This is a genomic window from Desulfosporosinus meridiei DSM 13257 (genome assembly GCF_000231385.2).
In the GTDB taxonomy this organism is placed as follows: domain Bacteria; phylum Bacillota; class Desulfitobacteriia; order Desulfitobacteriales; family Desulfitobacteriaceae; genus Desulfosporosinus; species Desulfosporosinus meridiei.
In genome coordinates this window covers 3,308,428-3,327,110 of record NC_018515.1, presented here as the reverse complement: position 1 = coordinate 3,327,110, position 18,683 = coordinate 3,308,428, and the positions used below count along the sequence as shown (strand labels likewise).

General features: G+C 38.2%; 16 protein-coding genes. 12 read left to right on the top strand and 4 right to left on the bottom strand.

Going from position 1 to position 18,683, the window contains the following annotated elements:
• Positions 1-13: 13 nt before the first annotated feature.
• The gene (locus DESMER_RS15300) at positions 14-382 is read left to right on the top strand and encodes a VOC family protein (protein WP_014903970.1); all 369 of its coding nucleotides are present in this window, start codon (positions 14-16) and stop codon (positions 380-382) included.
• Between the two features lie 708 nt (positions 383-1,090).
• The gene (locus DESMER_RS24025; protein ID WP_014903969.1) at positions 1,091-1,246 is read left to right on the top strand and encodes a hypothetical protein; all 156 of its coding nucleotides are present in this window, start codon (positions 1,091-1,093) and stop codon (positions 1,244-1,246) included.
• Between the two features lie 97 nt (positions 1,247-1,343).
• On the opposite strand, the gene DESMER_RS15295 is transcribed toward DESMER_RS24025, so the two are convergent.
• A complete protein-coding gene (locus tag DESMER_RS15295; RefSeq protein ID WP_014903968.1) occupies positions 1,344-2,192 on the bottom strand; it encodes a patatin-like phospholipase family protein in 849 nt (282 codons plus the stop codon).
• A gap of 232 nt (positions 2,193-2,424) precedes the next feature.
• Between DESMER_RS15295 and DESMER_RS15290 the strand changes: the two genes are divergently transcribed.
• The 8 genes from DESMER_RS15290 (at position 2,425) to DESMER_RS15255 (ending at position 12,859) form a co-directional block, all read left to right on the top strand.
• A complete protein-coding gene (locus DESMER_RS15290) occupies positions 2,425-2,916 on the top strand; it encodes a rubrerythrin family protein (RefSeq protein WP_014903967.1) in 492 nt (163 codons plus the stop codon).
• Positions 2,917-3,178: 262 nt separating this feature from the next.
• The gene (locus DESMER_RS15285; RefSeq protein WP_014903966.1) at positions 3,179-5,596 is read left to right on the top strand and encodes a cyclic nucleotide-binding domain-containing protein; all 2,418 of its coding nucleotides are present in this window, start codon (positions 3,179-3,181) and stop codon (positions 5,594-5,596) included.
• A gap of 181 nt (positions 5,597-5,777) precedes the next feature.
• Complete coding sequence (locus DESMER_RS15280) at positions 5,778-5,966, top strand: ferredoxin (RefSeq protein ID WP_014903965.1); 189 nt, start codon at positions 5,778-5,780, stop codon at positions 5,964-5,966.
• Between the two features lie 388 nt (positions 5,967-6,354).
• Complete coding sequence (locus tag DESMER_RS15275; protein WP_014903964.1) at positions 6,355-8,055, top strand: LytS/YhcK type 5TM receptor domain-containing protein; 1,701 nt, start codon at positions 6,355-6,357, stop codon at positions 8,053-8,055.
• Positions 8,056-8,066: 11 nt separating this feature from the next.
• Positions 8,067-8,858, top strand: coding sequence for a LytR/AlgR family response regulator transcription factor (locus tag DESMER_RS15270; RefSeq protein WP_014903963.1), 792 nt, complete (start codon positions 8,067-8,069; stop codon positions 8,856-8,858).
• A 205-nt stretch (positions 8,859-9,063) separates the two neighbouring features.
• Positions 9,064-10,722: an L-lactate permease gene (locus DESMER_RS15265; RefSeq protein ID WP_014903962.1), complete on the top strand. Its 1,659-nt coding sequence runs from the start codon at positions 9,064-9,066 to the stop codon at positions 10,720-10,722.
• 190 nt (positions 10,723-10,912) lie between these two features.
• On the top strand, positions 10,913-12,499 hold the full coding sequence (locus DESMER_RS15260) for an IS1182 family transposase (protein WP_014901678.1): 1,587 nt from the start codon (positions 10,913-10,915) through the stop codon (positions 12,497-12,499).
• A gap of 144 nt (positions 12,500-12,643) precedes the next feature.
• Entirely contained in the window at positions 12,644-12,859 is a 216-nt protein-coding gene (locus DESMER_RS15255; protein WP_014903961.1) for a TetR/AcrR family transcriptional regulator, read from the top strand.
• A gap of 16 nt (positions 12,860-12,875) precedes the next feature.
• On the opposite strand, the gene DESMER_RS15250 is transcribed toward DESMER_RS15255, so the two are convergent.
• Together DESMER_RS15250 and DESMER_RS15245 are read right to left on the bottom strand one after the other, a co-directional pair.
• Positions 12,876-13,688, bottom strand: a complete 813-nt coding sequence (locus DESMER_RS15250; protein ID WP_014903960.1) for a ParA family protein — start codon at positions 13,686-13,688, stop codon at positions 12,876-12,878.
• A gap of 158 nt (positions 13,689-13,846) precedes the next feature.
• On the bottom strand, positions 13,847-14,179 hold the full coding sequence (locus tag DESMER_RS15245; RefSeq protein ID WP_014903959.1) for a DnaJ family domain-containing protein: 333 nt from the start codon (positions 14,177-14,179) through the stop codon (positions 13,847-13,849).
• A 321-nt stretch (positions 14,180-14,500) separates the two neighbouring features.
• On the opposite strand from DESMER_RS15245, the gene DESMER_RS15240 reads away from it, so the two are divergent.
• Complete coding sequence (locus DESMER_RS15240) at positions 14,501-17,062, top strand: HD domain-containing phosphohydrolase (protein WP_014903958.1); 2,562 nt, start codon at positions 14,501-14,503, stop codon at positions 17,060-17,062.
• On the opposite strand, the gene yyaC is transcribed toward DESMER_RS15240, so the two are convergent.
• Complete coding sequence (gene yyaC, locus DESMER_RS15235) at positions 17,059-17,625, bottom strand: spore protease YyaC (protein ID WP_042333842.1); 567 nt, start codon at positions 17,623-17,625, stop codon at positions 17,059-17,061. The two genes, DESMER_RS15240 and yyaC, sit on opposite strands and share 4 nt — an antisense overlap.
• Before the next feature lie 218 nt (positions 17,626-17,843).
• On the opposite strand from yyaC, the gene DESMER_RS15230 reads away from it, so the two are divergent.
• Positions 17,844-18,488, top strand: a complete 645-nt coding sequence (locus DESMER_RS15230) for an HD domain-containing protein (RefSeq protein WP_014903956.1) — start codon at positions 17,844-17,846, stop codon at positions 18,486-18,488.
• The last annotated feature ends 195 nt before the right edge of the window (positions 18,489-18,683 follow it).

Sequence of the window (18,683 nt, the reverse complement as noted above, 5' to 3'; positions counted from 1 at the left end):
AGGGAAAATAATAATGAAATTTAGATTTGAGCATAACAACATTAATGTTTTGAACCTTGAAAAGAGTCTTGATTTTTATAAGGAAGCGCTAGGCTTAATTGAGGTTATGAGGCATGTCCAGGCTGAGGGAGAGTTTATCCTAGTTTATTTAGGAGATGGTGCTACACAGCATAGCCTGGAATTGACTTGGCTGAGAGATCGAACTGAAGCCTATAACTTAGGAGAAAATGAATTTCACATTGCTTTTAGAGTCGACGATTTTGAAGCAGCGTATGAGCATCATAAGAAAATGGGTTGTATCTGTTATGAGAACCGAGAAATGGGTATATACTTCATTAATGATCCGGATAATTACTGGCTGGAAATTCTCCCTACACGATAATGCTGATCAAAGCTGCATGAAAACAGGTTCTTTCTTACTCTGATAAGAAAGAACCTGTTTTTAAATAATTATAATCTAAAAGATGATCACTTGATTTTTAGCAAAAGCTGAAAAAAAGATAAAAACTACTTGGTAGCGGCTGTAAATGTCAAATATATAAGAGCACGTAATGATCTACCTGACACCAGTATAGATCGCTGATTACCTAACTAGGATCTTCCGACCATAATCAAGCAGGTTACCACCCATACTCATGATTCGTTCGACCTTACAAGATATCTACTCAGCTATAGACAACCTCTCGGCTGAATATAACCGAATCCTTACACATGCATATGTCATGTGACATATGACTGAGTAAGAAACTCAAAACCCGGTAAAATCTTAGCTCGACCCGCTAGAATAAGTGAGAACCTTAAAACAATCAAAAAAGACTGACATAAAGCCCTTTTCCTACCCCAAAAGATCTTCCCTCCGACTATATACAAGCGTTTTACCACCTGAATATAATCTTTGGCCGACCCATATACACCCGGTGAAAAACATATATGAATCTTGGCTCAACCATTACGTACCCTTATGATCGTATTATGGCTTGTTGAGCTTTAAATTATGCATCAAGATTTCAAAAATAATCCAACATCATTCCTGTAATTAAGGAAATACTGTAAAGGTATTTTAAGTTGAATTAAAAGGAGGTAACAAAACATGACACATAAGAATGAATCAAGAAGAGAGGCTTTAGCAGATAAATTCCCTGAGATGGATGAACATTTTCAAGAACTGAAAAAACAGGATTATGAGCCTAAGATTGAACGTTTAGGCCAGACCAAAAAAGACCAAAGAGCAAGAACGGAAAAATAATCGAGAGAATCTTTTACCAATTATATTAGACACCCTTGCGAAGTCCGAGTATTTCCGAGGGTGTTTTTTTAATTAATACCTACTTCTGTCGGGGAGTCTATTGCCGGACAAATTCAATAATACGTTCATAAGAGCGTTTAGTATCTTCATACCCTTGTTGAAGTAGTCTTTGAAGTTTTTGAGGATCTTTTTCTAAGCGGTCAACTTCTAATACTTTTGATGGCCTTATGACAATAACTTGTCCTATGTTTTCAAGGTGATCAATATAATTTAAGGTTTCATTGTAATTCTTATACCGGTTTAACATGGTTTCGATTAATTGAGGGTAATTTCTATATTTTAGTTTGAGCAGAGCATTAAATCTTCCGGGCTGCTTTTTATAACCTTTATTTCTGGTTAAAACAACTATATTCTTGAGGTTGCCGTCTGCAATGGATTTTTGGAGAGGAATGGAATCGGAAATTCCACCATCTAAGAGTTCAAGTCCCTTATAGTTGATGATAGGGGATATCATTGGCAGAGAAGCAGACGCTCTTAAAGCCTGGAATTGATCGCCTAAATCATCTTTATTAAGATATATTGGCTTACCAGTTTGACAATCAGTTGCCCCCACTAAAAAATCACCTGGATATTCATAAAAGGCTTTAAAGTCAAACGGAACATGCTTATTGGGAATCTCATCAAAAATAAAATCCATACCAAAGTAAGATTTACTTAGAAATAGATTTCTTAGACTCATGTACCTCCAGTCCTTAACGAAGCCAATGATAACCTTTTCATTCCTTTTCTGTTGCCGAGAAATATATGAGGCAGCATTACAAGCTCCTGCTGATACACCTATTACATAAGGAAAATATAAATTGTTTTCCATAAAGTACTCTAATACACCGCAGGTGTATAGCCCTCTCATGCCTCCGCCTTCAAGTACAAGGCCTACGTTTTTCATCCGAACACCCCACATTTATTATCAAAGATAAGCACTTAGTAACTAGAATAACTATAACATGGCAACTTTTAACATACAATTAAGACTAAATGCACCAATTATGTATTAGTTAGTAGTTATGGTATATTATAGGTATTAAACTTAAAGCAGTCAGTGGGTATCCTTAATTATTAAGAAGCCCTAAAAATTGCGCATACTGACTTAATTAAAACCAATTTAGGAGGGAAACTTTATGAACGGTAAAACTTTAGACAATTTGATGGAGGCTTTTGCTGGAGAATCACAGGCTAATCGCAAGTATCTTGCCTACGCAAAGAAAGCAGAAGCAGAAGGTAAAAAGAACGCGGCGAAGCTTTTTAAGGCTGCTTCAGATGCTGAAGCGATACATGCTCAAAAGCATTTCGAGGTTGCAGAAAAAATTAAGGAAACGGCTGAAAATCTAAATGATGCAGTGGCTGGTGAAAATCATGAATACCAAAGCATGTATCCGGAGTTTTTGAAAGTGGCCCAAGAAGAGGGTAATCAAGCTGCAATAAGAACTTTTACATATGCTCTAAAAGCGGAAGAGGTTCACGCTAGACTTTATCAAGAAGCAAAAGACAATTTGGATCAGGAAGAAGAAGTATATTATTATCTTTGTCCAATTTGCGGGAACATTGAGAAGGTTGTTCCTGAAAAATGTCCGATTTGTGGTGCTTTAGGGTCGAAATTTATTAAATACTAATTTATTTTATTTCATTAATCATAAAGAATGTGAGAAAACAGAAATCCTTACCTATCAATGGTAGGGGTTTTTGTGTATGATTGGGAAAAAGTGTGACTTGCCAGGAATTATCTCTTAAGCTATAGTTTTTAAAAGAATATCTTAAATATTCTAAGTATTCTTAGGGTGATTAAAAAAATAAGGTTATCAGATAATTTAACAGCTAATAACCATCCTTGATAGAGTTTGGGTTAAGAGAAGAAAGAATAATAATGGAGGGCCTATGATTGATGATAAAGCTTATAGTCTATCAAAAATTGAGCTGCTTTCAGATTTATCATCAACTGAGTTAGCAGAACTCGCTTTTGACTTTCAATGGGAAAATTATGGAACTGGCGCTGAGATTATAAAACAGGGTCAAGCAGAACATGCTTTTTACATTCTGATTAAGGGAAAAGTCGATGTTATGATCAGAAAAGAAGGACAACGTGTGAGGAGAGTCAGATCCATTGAGCCAGGAGGTAGCTTTGGAGAATTTTCGTTGCTTGATGGAAAGCCTGCGGCCACAACAATTCTTTGTCAAGAAGAATGTTCAGTTCTAACGTTGGATGCAGAGGGTTTTGCCCGTATGCTTTTGCGCTGGCCATGGTTGTATCAAAGGTTTATAGGCAAATTAACTCAAAACTTAAATGAGGCAAACCTTATCTTGTCTGAAGCAAAGTATAAAGAAGTACTGCGCTCTGCTTTGCAGCTCACCCAATATAAAGATAAATTTTATGGACTTTGGGGAAGTCCCCGTACAACGGCAGAGATAGAAAGAAAGTTAGATGAATTCTCCCAAGCCAAAGGACATATACTCCTGACAGGTGAACGAGGAACCGGTCGCCAGATGATGGCTTGGTACATTCATCAGCGCCAGGCTTTGACAGAGGCCCCATTCGTAGTAGTGGATGGACGACGCTTTGATCAACAGTGGAGAGATTTAATCCTTGAGTCTGACAGTCAGGAGAATCCTTCTTCCATTTATAATTCAAACCTTTTTGATATTGCAGAAGGTGGAACCTTATTCATAAGGGAAATAAATCTCCTTTCACCCCATACCCAGCTTAAACTCGCTCAAGCCATCAACTTCCATAAAAACAAATGCATTGTTATTGGCAGTCTGAACTCGGAACCCGATGATTTAGACAGAGTTATAATTTCTGAGTTAAGAAAGTGCTTTGTCCACACCTACGAAATCACTCCTCTACGGAAACGCAAACGTGATATTCCAATATTAGCCCAAGGGTTTCTAGAGAAACTTGCTAATAAAAATCAGAGAAATGTTCCTATTCTCAGTCAGGAAGCGACTCAACTGCTGTTGTCCCACCATTACCAGCAAGGTAATGTCTCTGAATTAATTCAAGTTATTGAAAGAGCTTTTCATATTGCCGAACAAGATGTTATTGGGTTAGAGCAAATTTTTTTCGGGCCAACTGCTGAACAAAATGGGCATACGATTAATCTTTTAGGATGGCCAACATTAAAGGGATTGCTTATGAAAGGGAGTCTTATTGGTTGGCTAAGGAGATCAGTGGCAACTATGTTTATAGCGTTGGTCTTACTATTGCTATTTAGGCCTGAAGTTGCGGTCTCCACAAAAGTCTTTGCTTTGGTCTGGGGGTTATGGTGGCCGGCCTTGGCTCTGATTTCTCCCTTTTTAGGTAGATTATGGTGTACGGTTTGTCCCTTTTCGACTATTATGGATTTTGTGCAGAGAAGAATTCATAAGAACCACCCGATACCTCAGGTGATCATAAAGTATGATTACCTCATATTCAGCATTTTGTTTCTCACAATCTTTTGGGTTGAAGTTATTACTGACATGCGTTTTAATCCTGGTTATACAGCAATTTTATTAATATCAATCCAAGCTTGTGCGATCTTTACAGCAATTCTTTTTCCACGCCATACATGGTGCAGACACTTTTGTCCTTTGGGAGGGTTCATCGGAACTGCTTCGGTAGGTGCAATGTTAGAGGTTCGAGCGGATACTTCAGTTTGCTTGAATAAGTGTACAACATTTGAGTGTTATGTAGGGACTAAAAGTGTTTCCGGGTGCCCAATGTCCCAACACCTACCTTATTTAGATAATAATTTAGATTGCAAATTATGCTTTAATTGTGTGAGGAATTGTCCAAATGGTTCTGTTCAAGTGAATTTGAGATTTGTAGGCCGCGAAGTATGGCATTTAGTTCGCGTTAACCAAGGATTTGTAGTCTTTATCGGGGTAATGCTGGGGATTTTAGTACCGCTAAACTACTTTGGAGCGTTTCAAACAAAGGAATTTTCCGATGCCTGGAAGGCTTGGTTTACATTATTTTATTGGGGATCGGGATTCATTGGTGGAATTGTTGCATGGATAATAGCTAAACCGTTTAAAACAAAGTCGGCATCCTTGCGCGTCAAACTCATTTTCGCCTTAACTCCTTTAGTCCTTGCAGGACATATTATTTATCAAGTGGCTTATATTCCGGGTATTCGTTCGCTTTTTTTCGCGGTTGTCTATAAGACCCAAGCGGGCCTAGAGATGTATAATATTTCAGCCGCATTTTTAGCCTATAGTATTGTCAGTGTTTTTGGTTTGGTTTTAACAGGGATAACCATTGCATTAGTACTGTTGCGTACAAAGATTAAGCGCTTAAGTCAATCAACCACTTAATAGACTGGTAAGATATATAGAGCAATACTAAGATTGATTGTGCATTCAGGAGATCCGCTTCTGTGAGGGCTCATACACTAGGCTGCCTGTTAAATAATACACTTTCTATCGAATGCTTCTTGTGATAAACTCTTATTGGAAATGGATGGTTTTGAAGGATTATTTTAAGGAGGTAAGTATTATGATTGCTGAAGTTAACAAAGATGAATGCATAGGATGCGAATCTTGCCCTGCATTCTGCCCCGAGGTTTTTAAAATGGAGGATGATGGTTTAGCAGTTGCATATACTAACCCTGTCCCCGCTGAGTTCGAAGAATCTTGCAAAGAAGCTGTTGAAGGCTGCCCAGCCCATTGTATATCTCTGACCTAAAAAGTTGTTAGTTAAGACATAGCCAATGAATGACGCTATCAACTAATTGTTAAGTTCTAATGTCTAAGTTGCGGTGATCTACGCTTTTGTAGATCGCCGCTTGTTTTTTTGTTATTTTTTTCACATTAACATCCTGGGACAAAATTTATAAACCTAATTAATGCAAAGTTAAATAATAAATACAAATAAGAAAAGTCAAATAACGAGAAAAATATAACGTTTACACAAAATACTAAAAAAAGAAAACAATAAGAAATTAACAACATTAAAATTTCCTTATTTTACTTAGGTTATAAGCTTGAAATATAATTATTTTTCTATAAGATTAAAGTAAATTACTGTTTACTTCTATTGGTTAGTAGAATTATTAAATTGAGGAGCTCTAGACATGAATATTACTCTATTTAAGCAGATGGCACTAGACACGAGCTTTTTAGTAACTATTGCTTATCTATTAAGTCTTACTCCTTTATTTAAGAAAACTATGCGCGGGATGATCAATACACGAGAAAGAATCATTCTTATTCTAATATTCGGAATTATTGGGATAGTAGGAACCTATATGAGTCTGCCAACGAAAGGTGCTTTAGCAAATTCCAGAGTTGTGGGAGTAGTTGCCGGAGGACTTTTGGGTGGTCCGGTTATTGGCTTAGGTTCAGGTATTATTGCAGGAACCCATCGATATTTTTTAGGCGGGGCTACGTCGTTAAGCTGTGCTATCGCGACCATTATTAATGGCTTAATAGCTGGACTTATGGCAAAAAATTCTTCAAGCAAACTTTTAAGTTGGAGACAGACTGTCTTAATCGGTTTTGGATCAGAGATATTAGAGATGTTAATGATCTTGGCAACCTTACCAGCCCCAGATGGTTGGGACGTTGTTAAAACTATGGGCCCCCCCATGATAATTATGAATGGAATAGGAATTGCAATTTTTTATGGAATCGCTCAAAACTCGATTCTGGAAGAAGAGCGAATTGGTGCTCTGCAGGCACAAAAGGCTTTATATATTGCTAATCTAACATTGCCTATCTTACGCCTGGGCTTGAATGAAGAGACCGCGGAAAAAGTGTGCGAAATAATTTTCAAACGTGCCGATTTTGCTGCAGTAGCCATTACAAGCGATCAGAGAGTTTTAGCTCATGTAGGTAAAGGGTCAGATCATCACACAGCTGGATTAGAGCTCCAAACAAAGGCGACCATCGAGGCAATTAGCACCGGGGAGATAAAGTTAGCAGTGAACAAAGAAGAAATTGGCTGCTCAGATAATTCCTGTTGTTTAGGATCCGCCTTAATTGTACCTTTACGCTTTGAGAAAACTGTAGTAGGGACACTTAAAATATATAGGCAGGGGAAACGGAGTTTAACGAAAGTTGACCGTGAATTCGCTGCAGGGTTAGGACAACTATTTTCGACTCAATTAGAACTGGCTGCTTTGGAAACTAGGGCTAGTTTAGTTAGTAAGGCAGAACTAAAGGCTCTGCAGGCTCAAATCAATCCGCATTTTCTTTTTAATGCTATTAATACGATTGTTTCTTTTTGCCGAACAAATCCCAGAAGAGCAAGAGATCTATTATTAGAACTAGGGGACTTTTTTAGAAAAAATTTGCAAAGTGGCGATCGTTTTGTTTCATTGCGAGAAGAATGTGATCACATACGTGCCTATTTAGCCATTGAGCAAGCGCGTTTTTCAGATCGCTTAAATGTTATTGAAGAAATTTCTGAAGAGGTGCTAAACTGGCAGCTTCCAGGGTTGACGCTTCAACCGCTAATAGAAAATGCCATTAAACATGGAATATATCCACTGAACTCAGGGGGGCAGATTATAGTATCGGCTGAACAAGAAAAAGGATTTTTGCTTCTTAAAATCACGGACAACGGAGTAGGAATACCAGACGAAAAACTGAAACTTTTACACTCCGGGGAAACGGTTCAAAGTAAAGGGTTGGGTATAGGACTTAAAAATGTTGAGCAAAGATTAAAATATGCTTACCATGGACAAGCAGATTTTATGATTTCAAGTGTTTTTGGACGAGGAACTGTGGTAACTTTAAGAATTCCAGAAAAGCCTCATTTTGAAATAGCTTAGGAGTGGGATAAATGAGAGTCATCGTAGCAGATGATGAACAACCGGCAAGAGATGAGTTAATCTATTTGTTAGGTAAAATTCCGGAAATAGATATAATCGGAGAAGTCTCCACAAATGAGGAAGTACTGAAAAAAGTAAGTGAATTGAAGCCGGATGTTGTTTTTTTGGATATAGAAATGCCGGATGGATCTGGTATAGATACAGCTATAAATATTTCCAGAAATGTTGAATATTCGCTAAGACCTGCTTTCGTTTTTGCAACAGCGTACAACAATTATGCAGTTCAAGCCTTTGATTTAAACGCAGCAGATTATATACTAAAGCCATTTAAAGAGGAACGGCTAGCTGACACTGTTCAACGACTAAAAACTCGTCTTGAGAAACAAACCAATGTTAAAGAAGCTGAAGAAGGAACAATCCCTAATGAATTTATGGATAAACTAGATAGAATCTACTCGATTCTCCATCCTAATAATGGTATGTCGAAACTCAAGGTTGAAGAGAATGAGAAGATATACCTAATTCCGTTCCAAGACGTTCTTTACGCAACGATAGAAGAACGGTCTGTTCGAGTATTTCTTGAGAAGCGGAGTTACTTGACAAGCTATACTTTAAATGAATTAGAAAGTATTTTGGGTGAGTCCTTTTTAAGAGTTCATAAAAGTTATGTGGCAAATTTGAATAAGGTTGAGGCCGTAATTCCTTGGTTTAATAACACATGCAATTTGACGATGAAAGACGGCTCGGAAATTCCTGTGAGTAGGACTTATGTAAAATCACTACGGCAACATTTAAAATTATAGGAATCCTTTTAAACAGGATTTTTGGCTGTTCAGTCAAAGAATCCTGTTTTTTTTGTTCGATTAATGCTGAAGAATGTATTTATTTTGTACAATCTGAATTGCAAATATAAAATATGGTTTTGCGAATTCTCAAGAAAGGAAGGTGTAAAAAGGTTTTCTGAATTTTTAGAATATTTTATTTAGTAAAGAAAAGAGATGAATGTAAATGCCTTGGAGTCAAAATTATGCAGCGTTGAACAATAGCATAGGGCTTACTGCACTTGTAGTTTCAATTCCGATTTTTTTCTTATTTTGGGCACTCGCTGTCAAACGGATGAAGGGCTATATTGCAGGCGTATTAACCTTAGCAATAACCCTAGTTGATGTGGTACTTGTCTATAAAATGCCAGTAGGAACTGCTCTTTCAGCAAGTTTCTTAGGAATTGTTAATGGGTTATTCCCAATTGCTTGGATTGTTATTGCAGCCGTATTTTTGTATAACTTAACGGTTGAATCCGGACATTTTGATATTATTAAAAGTTCTATCGCTACAATTTCAGATGATCGTCGTATCCAGGCCTTATTGGTAGCATTTTCCTTTGGCGCTTTCTTAGAAGGGGCTGCCGGTTTTGGTGCTCCGGTTGCAATTTCTGGCGCTATTTTAATTGGTTTAGGTTTTGAGCCTTTATATGCAGCCGGATTATGCCTGATTGCCAATACTGCACCAGTTGCTTTTGGTGCAATTGGAAGTCCGATTATTGCTGCCGGAAGTGTAACGGGTTTAGGTGACTTCGTTATTTCTCAAGCTGTAGGACGACAACTGCCATTTTTATCCGTATTGATTCCCCTTTATCTGATTATACTTATGGCAGGCTGGAAAGCAGCCAAAGAAGTTCTTCCTGCTATTTTAGTAACAGGCGTATCCTTTGCCGTTGCCCAATGGTGGTCTGCAAACTACTTGGGAGCTTATTTACCGGATATTATTTCTTCATTGACTTCTTTATTAGCGACAACTGTGTTCTTGAAGTTCTGGAAACCTAAAACGGTTTGGCGTTTTCCAAGTGAGAAAAAGGCTGTGGTTAATACAACCCATTACAGCACAGGTGAAGTTATCAAAGCTTGGTCCCCCTTCGTAATCTTAACGGTTATGGTGGCAGTTTGGGGAACTCCAAGTTTTAAGAATTGGGTTACTAAGGACTTACAATGGTTTGTTAATATACCCCATTGGCCTGGTCTTGATGGTTTGGTTTATAAAGTTTCCCCAATTGTGACGAAGTCCACTGTTTATGCTGCATCCTATAAGTGGGACTTCTTTGCAGCCGGCGGTACGGCAATTCTCATAACAGCCATCATTTCCATGTTTATTTTAGGTGTATCTCCTGCAAAAGCGGTTTCAGTTTTTGGTAAAACCCTCAAGCAGCTCGTATATCCAATTATTACTATGGGATCTGTGCTTGGTTTTGCTTATTTAGCAAATTACTCAGGACTTTCCTTTACCCTTGGACTTATGTTTGCTTCAACCGGAAAAGCATTCCCATTCCTTTCTCCGGTTCTAGGATGGGTGGGTGTATTCCTGACAGGCTCCGATACTTCGGCCAACGCCTTGTTCGGAAAGCTTCAACAAGTTACAGCTGAACAAATTGGGGTTAATCCTGTACTAACCGTTGCGGCAAATAGCTCAGGTGGTGTTGTTGGAAAAATGATCTCGCCACAATCTATTGCCGTTGCGGCTGCAGCCACGTCCCTAGTCGGGAAGGAATCGGATCTCTTCCGTTTCACAGTTAAACATTCTCTCATATTCCTTGTTATAGTTTCGATAATGATCGGTCTGCAAGCTTACGTAGTACCAGAGATGATCCCTACTGTGGCGTCAGTGCTTAAATAGTTCTGCTAGCGTGCACATGTTCTAGGATCAAGAACCTTAATTACTAGATGATTTTATTAATGGGGCTGTGTGAAAACACAGCCGAGAGAAACCGCTAGAAATCATTAGATTTCGGCGGTTTTTCCGCGTATTTGAAAGAAAAATGGTATAATTAAGACAAGGAAAGTACGAATGAGGCAGGTGTTTTCCCTTGTCAAAACCGGGTAAGAAAGTACATAACCAAGTTGTTTTCAAAGAGTACAATCAGAATCAACTGAGCTTACCAATAGATTTGGAATGTCTTATTCCTCCCAATCATATGGTCAGAGTGGTAAACTCTGCTCTCGATCAAATGAATCTAGAACCTCTTTTAGCTAAATATCCTGGAGGTGGACGTTCGAGTTATCATCCCGTCATGATGACCAAACTGATCGTTTATGCCTATGCCGATAAAACGTTTTCTAGCCGCCGCATAGAAAAGGCAGCCCGCGAAAACATCATGTATATGTGGTTGTGCGGAGGAAATAGTCCGGATTTTAAAACCATCAACAGCTTCCGGGGCGAACGTATGAAAGATGTGTTGGTTGAGATTTTTAGTGAGGTTGTTGAACTTTTACATAAACAAGGCTATATCAAGCTGGAAAATTACTTCTTAGACGGGACAAAAATAGAAGCTAATGCTAATAAGTACAGCTGGGTCTGGGGAAAATCGACCAAGCGCTACAAAGAAAAGTTGCGGGAAAAGTGCCGAGAACTCTTTGAATTTGTGGATTTGGCCAATCAGAAAGAAAATGAAGAGTATGGGGACCGGAACCTAGAAGAACTAGGAGAAGAAAAACCGATTGACTCCCAGGCTATAGAAGAAGCGGTTAAAAAGATCGACGAACGATTAACCCAAAACCCAAAGGAAAAGAAATTTATTAAAGTTAAAAGAGTCTTGCTGAAAGATTACTTACCTCGTATGAAGAAATACGAAAAACAAGAGGAACTGCTGGCAGAGCGCAATAGTTACTCAAAAACGGATACAGACGCAACCTTCATGCGTATGAAAGAGGATGCCATGAAAAACGGGCAACTGAAGCCAGGTTACAATGTCCAAATAGGAACAGAAAATCAATTTGTCGTAGGATACTCCATCCATCAATCGGCGGGCGATACCAGTTGCCTGAAAGAACACCTGGAAGAGTTGAAGAAAAACCTAGGGGGTAAGCTTCCGGCCAACATCGTTGCCGATGCGGGGTATGGCAGTGAAGAGAATTACGAATATCTAGCTCAAGAGAACCTTGGGAACTATGTCAAATATAATACTTTTCATAAGGAAGCAACAGCCAAGGGGAAACCTGATCCGACCCTGGTTCAAAATTGGCTATATGATAAACAGAAGGATGAATACACGTGCGGGTTTAGGAGAGTTCTAAGATTCAAGTACATAAAAACTCAGAAAAGCAAGAGGGGTTACCGAAGTACCATTCGAGTCTATCAAAGTGATGATTGTCAAGATTGTCCATACCTCAAACGTTGTATCAAACAAAGTAATAATCCGGATTTCAAGAAGCAGATCTACATTAACCCTAAAGGCAATGAACTAAAAGCAGAGGCACGGGCTAATCTGACGAGCGAATACGGGCTAAAAATGCGCAGTTTAAGACCTATAGAGGTGGAAAGTGTCTTTGGAGATATCAAAGGCAATTTTGGTGTGCGACGATTTATCCTTAAAGGATTGGAAAAGGTCAAGCTGGAGTGGGGATTACATTGTATTGCCCATAACATGAGAAAACTGGCTGTCGTCTTGGGATAGACGGTCAGCCAGTTTAGCCTTCCCTATTCGAAACTTATTAAGGGGCGTGAGAAACTAAAGTTTCAACACGCCCCCATTTACATATATTAGTGATTCTGATTTATTTTAAATATGCTATAATCAATAATGAACGGAGGTTCTATAATGCAATATTTGAAGGATGAGGTCAAGCAGAGAATTCTAGAATCTGCTTTAGCAGAATTCAGTTCTATGGGTTACACGGATGCTTCGATGTGTAAGATAGCGAAAAATGCCAAGGTGGCCTTAGGGAAAGCAATTCTCAAGCTTAATAAAATGATAGGACAGGCTCTTGTTGTAGTTTCACAGAAAAAACAACAGTGCCTGTCCTATCATGGTTAAGATAGCAAACTATTATTTAAGCTATAGCAAATGCCTCTTTTACGAAAGAGAGATATTCTGGTGCTTTATTAATATCCGGTTGGCCGTGAGTTTGCGCTAAGCCATGCCGTATTGCTCGCTTGATAACTGTCTCAAAAACTTTAATGTCTGGAGTTTCGGCAAAACGTTTTCGTAAATCTTGGAGCATCACATGATGGAGGTTGGTATGGTCTTGAACCATAGTAGGTAAAACTCCTAATATATTGACCTTAGCTCCTTGTTCCTGAATGGTCTTGACTAAATTGATTGTTTCGTGAATCCCATCAATTGACAGCCCCTCGGGCAGAACCGGTATGATTATGTCCGTGGAAGCTAATAAGGAATTTATGGTGGGCATATCATTGCTGGGAGAAGTATCAATTAAGATGTAATCATAATTGTTTTTAATTTGACCAATGGCATTTTTTAAAAGGAATTTGGGATTGGGAAATTGTTTGGAATTTTGCTGACCAATTACTTTGGGTCCCAGATCAGATAGAGAATTGTTTGAAAGATAGAGATCTACGCCAAAAGCGGTATGTTTAATATCTTTCATTTTAGCTTCACCAATTAAGACCTCATAAATCGTTTTTTTCAAGTTAATCTTTTTAATTCCAAAAGAAAGCGCGATATGACCTTGAGCATCCATGTCTATAATTGCTGTCTTATATCCGAGACTAACTAACCCTACGGCCATGTTTGTCACAGTTGCTGTTTTGCCAACCCCGCCTTTTTGGGAGGCAACACATATTACCCTTGCTGATTTTGTGTTATTAACAGTGTTATTAGCGATTTTAGAATGTTTAGCCATATGATACAACCCCTTCTTTATATGTATAGGATAATTTTACCATATACTTCCAATCTAGTACATACCTGGAATGAGGTTGGGGATAAAAAAACAGCAGAAACCTTTCAGTAAATTCCGAAAGGTTTCTGCTGTTTTTTTATGGATTATCTCTAGAAAGGTTAGTACAGTTTACTTCGTTTTCTTAGTTCCACTAATAAGTTATATTTTAAGCGGGCCTCTTCGAGTCTTTTAGCTATAGTTTTTGTTGTTTCTTGACTGACACGCTGGTTAAGTTGCTCACTCAACTCATCTATGTCCTTTAATAGTTGTGCTTCTTCAGGTAAGAACCCCCCGTTTTTTAATAACATATAACCAGCACGTATTTCTTCCGGAAGACTGGCCCAGTAAGTAAGATCGATTGGTTTGCCTTGAGAAGGGAGGTTATCAAATTCTCCATTTCTCATTGCCTCTTGAATCCTTTTTTCAACGAGTTCACTAAAAATATCAAACATGAGCCTCAGCTCCTTATCAATGAGTTTGTCCTATAAAGAAATCTTTTCCTAGTTATTTGATAGAATGATATCCCTAACTCCTTTATCAAGTCAACCCTTTCAAGCAGTTAAAATACTTTTCCAAAAGTTAGTGTGTTAAGGAGTTCTGAAAAATTAGCACTAAAAAAATTCAATCAAAAAAGGATTTCGTAAATACATAAAGAATAATAGAGAAATAAATCGTTTCGTGTCGTAATATATATAATTACGTTATAATCGCGTTGGAATATTTGTGCGGTACTCGTTACGTTGCGTTACTTCGATAAGGGAAGAGTAAAACTAATGAAAAATGCACGACTAAATATTTTTTTGATTATGGGGCTGGTATTTGTACTGATTTTCCTATCTCTTATTCAGCCGGTAGCCGCTTCCGATATAAAAAGTATTAGTGTGGTAATGGATGACAACTATCCCCCTTATGCATTTAGAGATGGTCATGGAGAGTTACAAGGAATTACTCTTGATCAATGGAAGCTTTTTGAACTGAAGACAGGGATTCAAGTAAACATAACCGGTATGACTTGGAGCAAAGCTCTAGAAAGCATGGCTCAAGGGAAGTTTGATGTTATTGACACTATCTCCTATCGAGAGGAGAGAACTACAATTCTTGATTATGCAGAAGCATATGCTACTATTGTAGTTCCGATATTCTTTCAGAATAGTATTTCTGGAATTACTAATGTCAACTCCTTAAAAGGTTTTACTGTAGGAGCAAAAAAAGGGGATAACTGTATCAATGTTTTGAGAGATAACGGGATAACCGATATTGAAGAATATGATACTGCTGAAGCTGTTGTACAGGCAGCAAAAGATCACAAACTTGTAGTGTTTGTGATGGGAAAACCCCCTGCACTTTATTACTTGTATAAAATGGGGATTCAGGATGATTTCAATTACACGCATTCTTCCCTATATACTAGTAATTTTTATAGAGCCGTTAAAAAGGATAACAAGGAAATGTTGAGGACAATTAATAAAGGATTTGCTAAGATTTCTGAGAGTGAATATAAAGCGATTGATGAACAGTGGTTTGGATCAAAGAATTTGAATCTGTATGAACATCCACTATTCAAAATCATTATATCCATCGGAGGAACAGTCCTAGTAGTTGCCATGTTGTTATTCCTTTGGAACAGGACTCTACAAAGAATGGTTAAACAAAAAACAAGCGAATTGACTGAGGCTCTTATAGCACGGAAACAAGTGGAGGCCGAGATTAGAACCTTGAATACTGAGCTGGAAAATCGTGTTCAGCAAAGAACTGCCCAGTTGGAGGAGCTAAATAGTGAGTTGGAAGAGAGCAATGCCTTGCTCGAGGAGGAGATTGTCAAGCGAGAGATTATTGAGGAAGAGATTCGGAATTTAAATAATGGGCTTGAAGATACGGTGAAAATGCGTACTTGTCAGTTAGACATGCTTAATAGTGTTCTGGAACAGCAGAATTCTTTATTACACGAATCGCAAAGAGTAGCACATTTAGGAAGTTACGTTGCAGATATCAAAAAAAGAGATTGGCTTTGTTCGCCTGAGCTTCATGAGGTTTTTGGGATTGACGAGGCCTATCCCCACACGGAGGAAAGTTGGATGAAGATTGTTCATCCCGAATGGCGTTCCAAGCTTTCAAACTATTTTTTACAGGCTGCTAGAGCTCATCAAGGTTTTGATTTTGTCTATAAAATTATCAGAATTAACGATGGAGAAGAACGTTGGGTGCATGAACTGGGCAAATTTGAGTTGGATGAGAATCATAAGGCATGTCGGTTAATTGGGATCATTCAAGATATTACCGATAGAAAGTTTGCAGAAGAGAAAATTGTTTATTTAAGTCTGCATGACCAATTAACCGGCTTATATAACCGGCGCTTTTTTGAAGAAGAGCTAAAACGTCTTGATGTTCCTGGTAATTATCCATTGACCCTTGTAATGGGGGATGTCAATGGACTTAAATTAATTAATGATTCCTTTGGTCATGCTTACGGGGATGAACTTCTTAAACATGTTGCAGAGGTTCTAATTGAAGGCTGCAGAAAAGGAGATATCATTGCTAAATTGGGTGGAGATGAGTTTGTCCTTCTGCTGCCAAACACGGATACTGTGGAAACGGAGAAAATCCTTAAACGGGTAAATGAATTAGCCAAAAAGAAACGTGTTGGTACTGTCGAAATATCAATATCTTTTGGTTATGAAACTAAAAATAGTGAAGAAAGAGATATTCTAGAGATATTAAAAAGAGCCGAAGATTATATGTACAAGAAAAAGCTGTTTGAAGGGCCGAGTATTCGTGGAAAAACCATTCAGACAATTATTAGAACTCTTCATGAAAAAAATACTAGGGAAGAACAGCATTCCTACCGGGTTTCAGAGCTTTGTCAAAAGATGGGGGAAGCGCTTTGCCTATTAGATGGAGAAGTTCAAGAGTTAAAAAATGTGGGTTTGCTCCATGATATTGGCAAAATTGCAATTGACGAAAATATCCTTAACAAGCCGGAAAAACTAAGCTTTGACGAATGGGAAGAAGTTAAACGTCATCCTGAAATCGGTTATCGAATTTTAAGCACAGCCAATGGGATGGCTGAAATTGCGGAATACGTCTTAGCCCACCATGAAAGGTGGGATGGATTAGGTTATCCAAAGGGGTTAAAAGGAGAGGAGCTGCCTCTTCAGCCAAGGATCATAGCCATTGCTGATGCCTATGATGCTATGACAAGTTCGAGAAGCTATAGAGATGCTTTATCGAATAAAGTGGCCATCGAAGAGTTGAAGAAAAACGCGGGAACCCAGTTTGATCCGGTGCTTGTTGAACTTTTTATTCAAAAGGTCATTAATCCTACCCCGAATTTTTAGGAGCATTGATTGCGAGTGATTGTTCGAACTTGTTTCTCCTGGGGAACAGGTACCGCACGCCAGATTAAATGTGTCATGTCAGTGGCTAGCTTCATTACTGTATGAAGACGAGTGCATTGTAGAACCTGAAGCTCGAGGAAGCCTCCCATATTGACAATTCCGAGGATCGAGATATCACCTACAGTTGGTAAATTCTTGTTTAAAGCTGCTCCTGGGGATAAAGGGGAGTTGGATAAGGATATTTTACCGATTTCATTATGTTTACCAAGACAGGCATCGATGGCAACGACAATATCAGGGTTATTTATTGCCATTGCTCTTTCTAGATCTTTAATTAAATTTTGGGCGTGAAGAGGATCGTCAAGTGTTCCTAATACCGTATAACCCAGTCGCTTTAGATTTGTTCCAACCAGTGGCCCCAAACAGTCACCGGTTGCCCGGTCGGAGCCTATGCAAGTGAAGAGGACTTTCTTCCTATATGTTAGTTCTTTCAACGTGGAGATAAAGGACAACTTTTCGGTGTAATCAATTGAAAATGAATTAAATGTTGCTAGGATACTCATAGATTTATTCGTAATATTAGTCACCTCCATTTTAGGTGATAGTGCTTATTAGTTATTGTATATGTGAAGAGAAAATATATGCTTAAATTAGCAAGAGTATATAATGACAAACTGGTTTGGGTTTAGTGGACAAGTTAAAAAGGATGTTGAATATAAGCATTAAATTAATAAAGTTGGAAAGCATAGATTAAAAGAATCGTTAAACTGGAGTAACTAAAATGAAAATATTTCCTGAAATTGATGACCATTTAATGAATGACCTTAAACCATCAGCCTATATAAATGAATTAAGCAACACGGAATTATTTATAGAATACCCCTTCACGTTACTGAGCGACTTAAAGAAAGTACCTCAGTCGCCTAAACATCATCCTGAAGGGAGTGTGTGGAATCATACAATGTTAGTCCTGGATAATGCTGGGGAAAGAAAACAGCTCAGCCAAGACCCAAAGGTTCTTATGTGGTCAGCGTTACTTCATGATTTGGGAAAGGCATCAGCAACGAAGATGACGAAGGGGAGAATTACGTCATATGACCACGACAAATTGGGAGAGGGGCTTGCAGTAAAATTCCTTAAAGAGTTCACGAAGGATGAGGAATTTATCAATAAGGTTTCCAAAATGGTTAGATGGCACATGCAGATACTCTTTGTTACGAAGAGTTTGCCATTTGCTGATATTCCAAGAATGGCTTCCGAGATTTCCATTGATGAAGTTGCACTACTTGGATTATGTGATAGATTAGGGAGAGGAAATATGACCCCTGAAAAAAAATTAAGTGAGGAAAAAAGTATCTTATCATTTTTGGAAAAGTGCCAAATGAATTTAAGTTACCGCAAAAGAACCTTTGATTCAGTCAGGTAAGAAGAGAAGACCCGACGAGAGTCGAAACTACTAGGAATAGGTTTAACAGTTATTTGGGCTGTTGAGCCTATTTTTGCATTTGATTCATAATATAAAGTGTAGGAGTTGTTAATAAACAGGAAATATCTCTAGTAAATTAGCGAATCTTCAAAAGATTTTGGATTGATGGAAGGAAAATTAAGACATCTGGCGAAC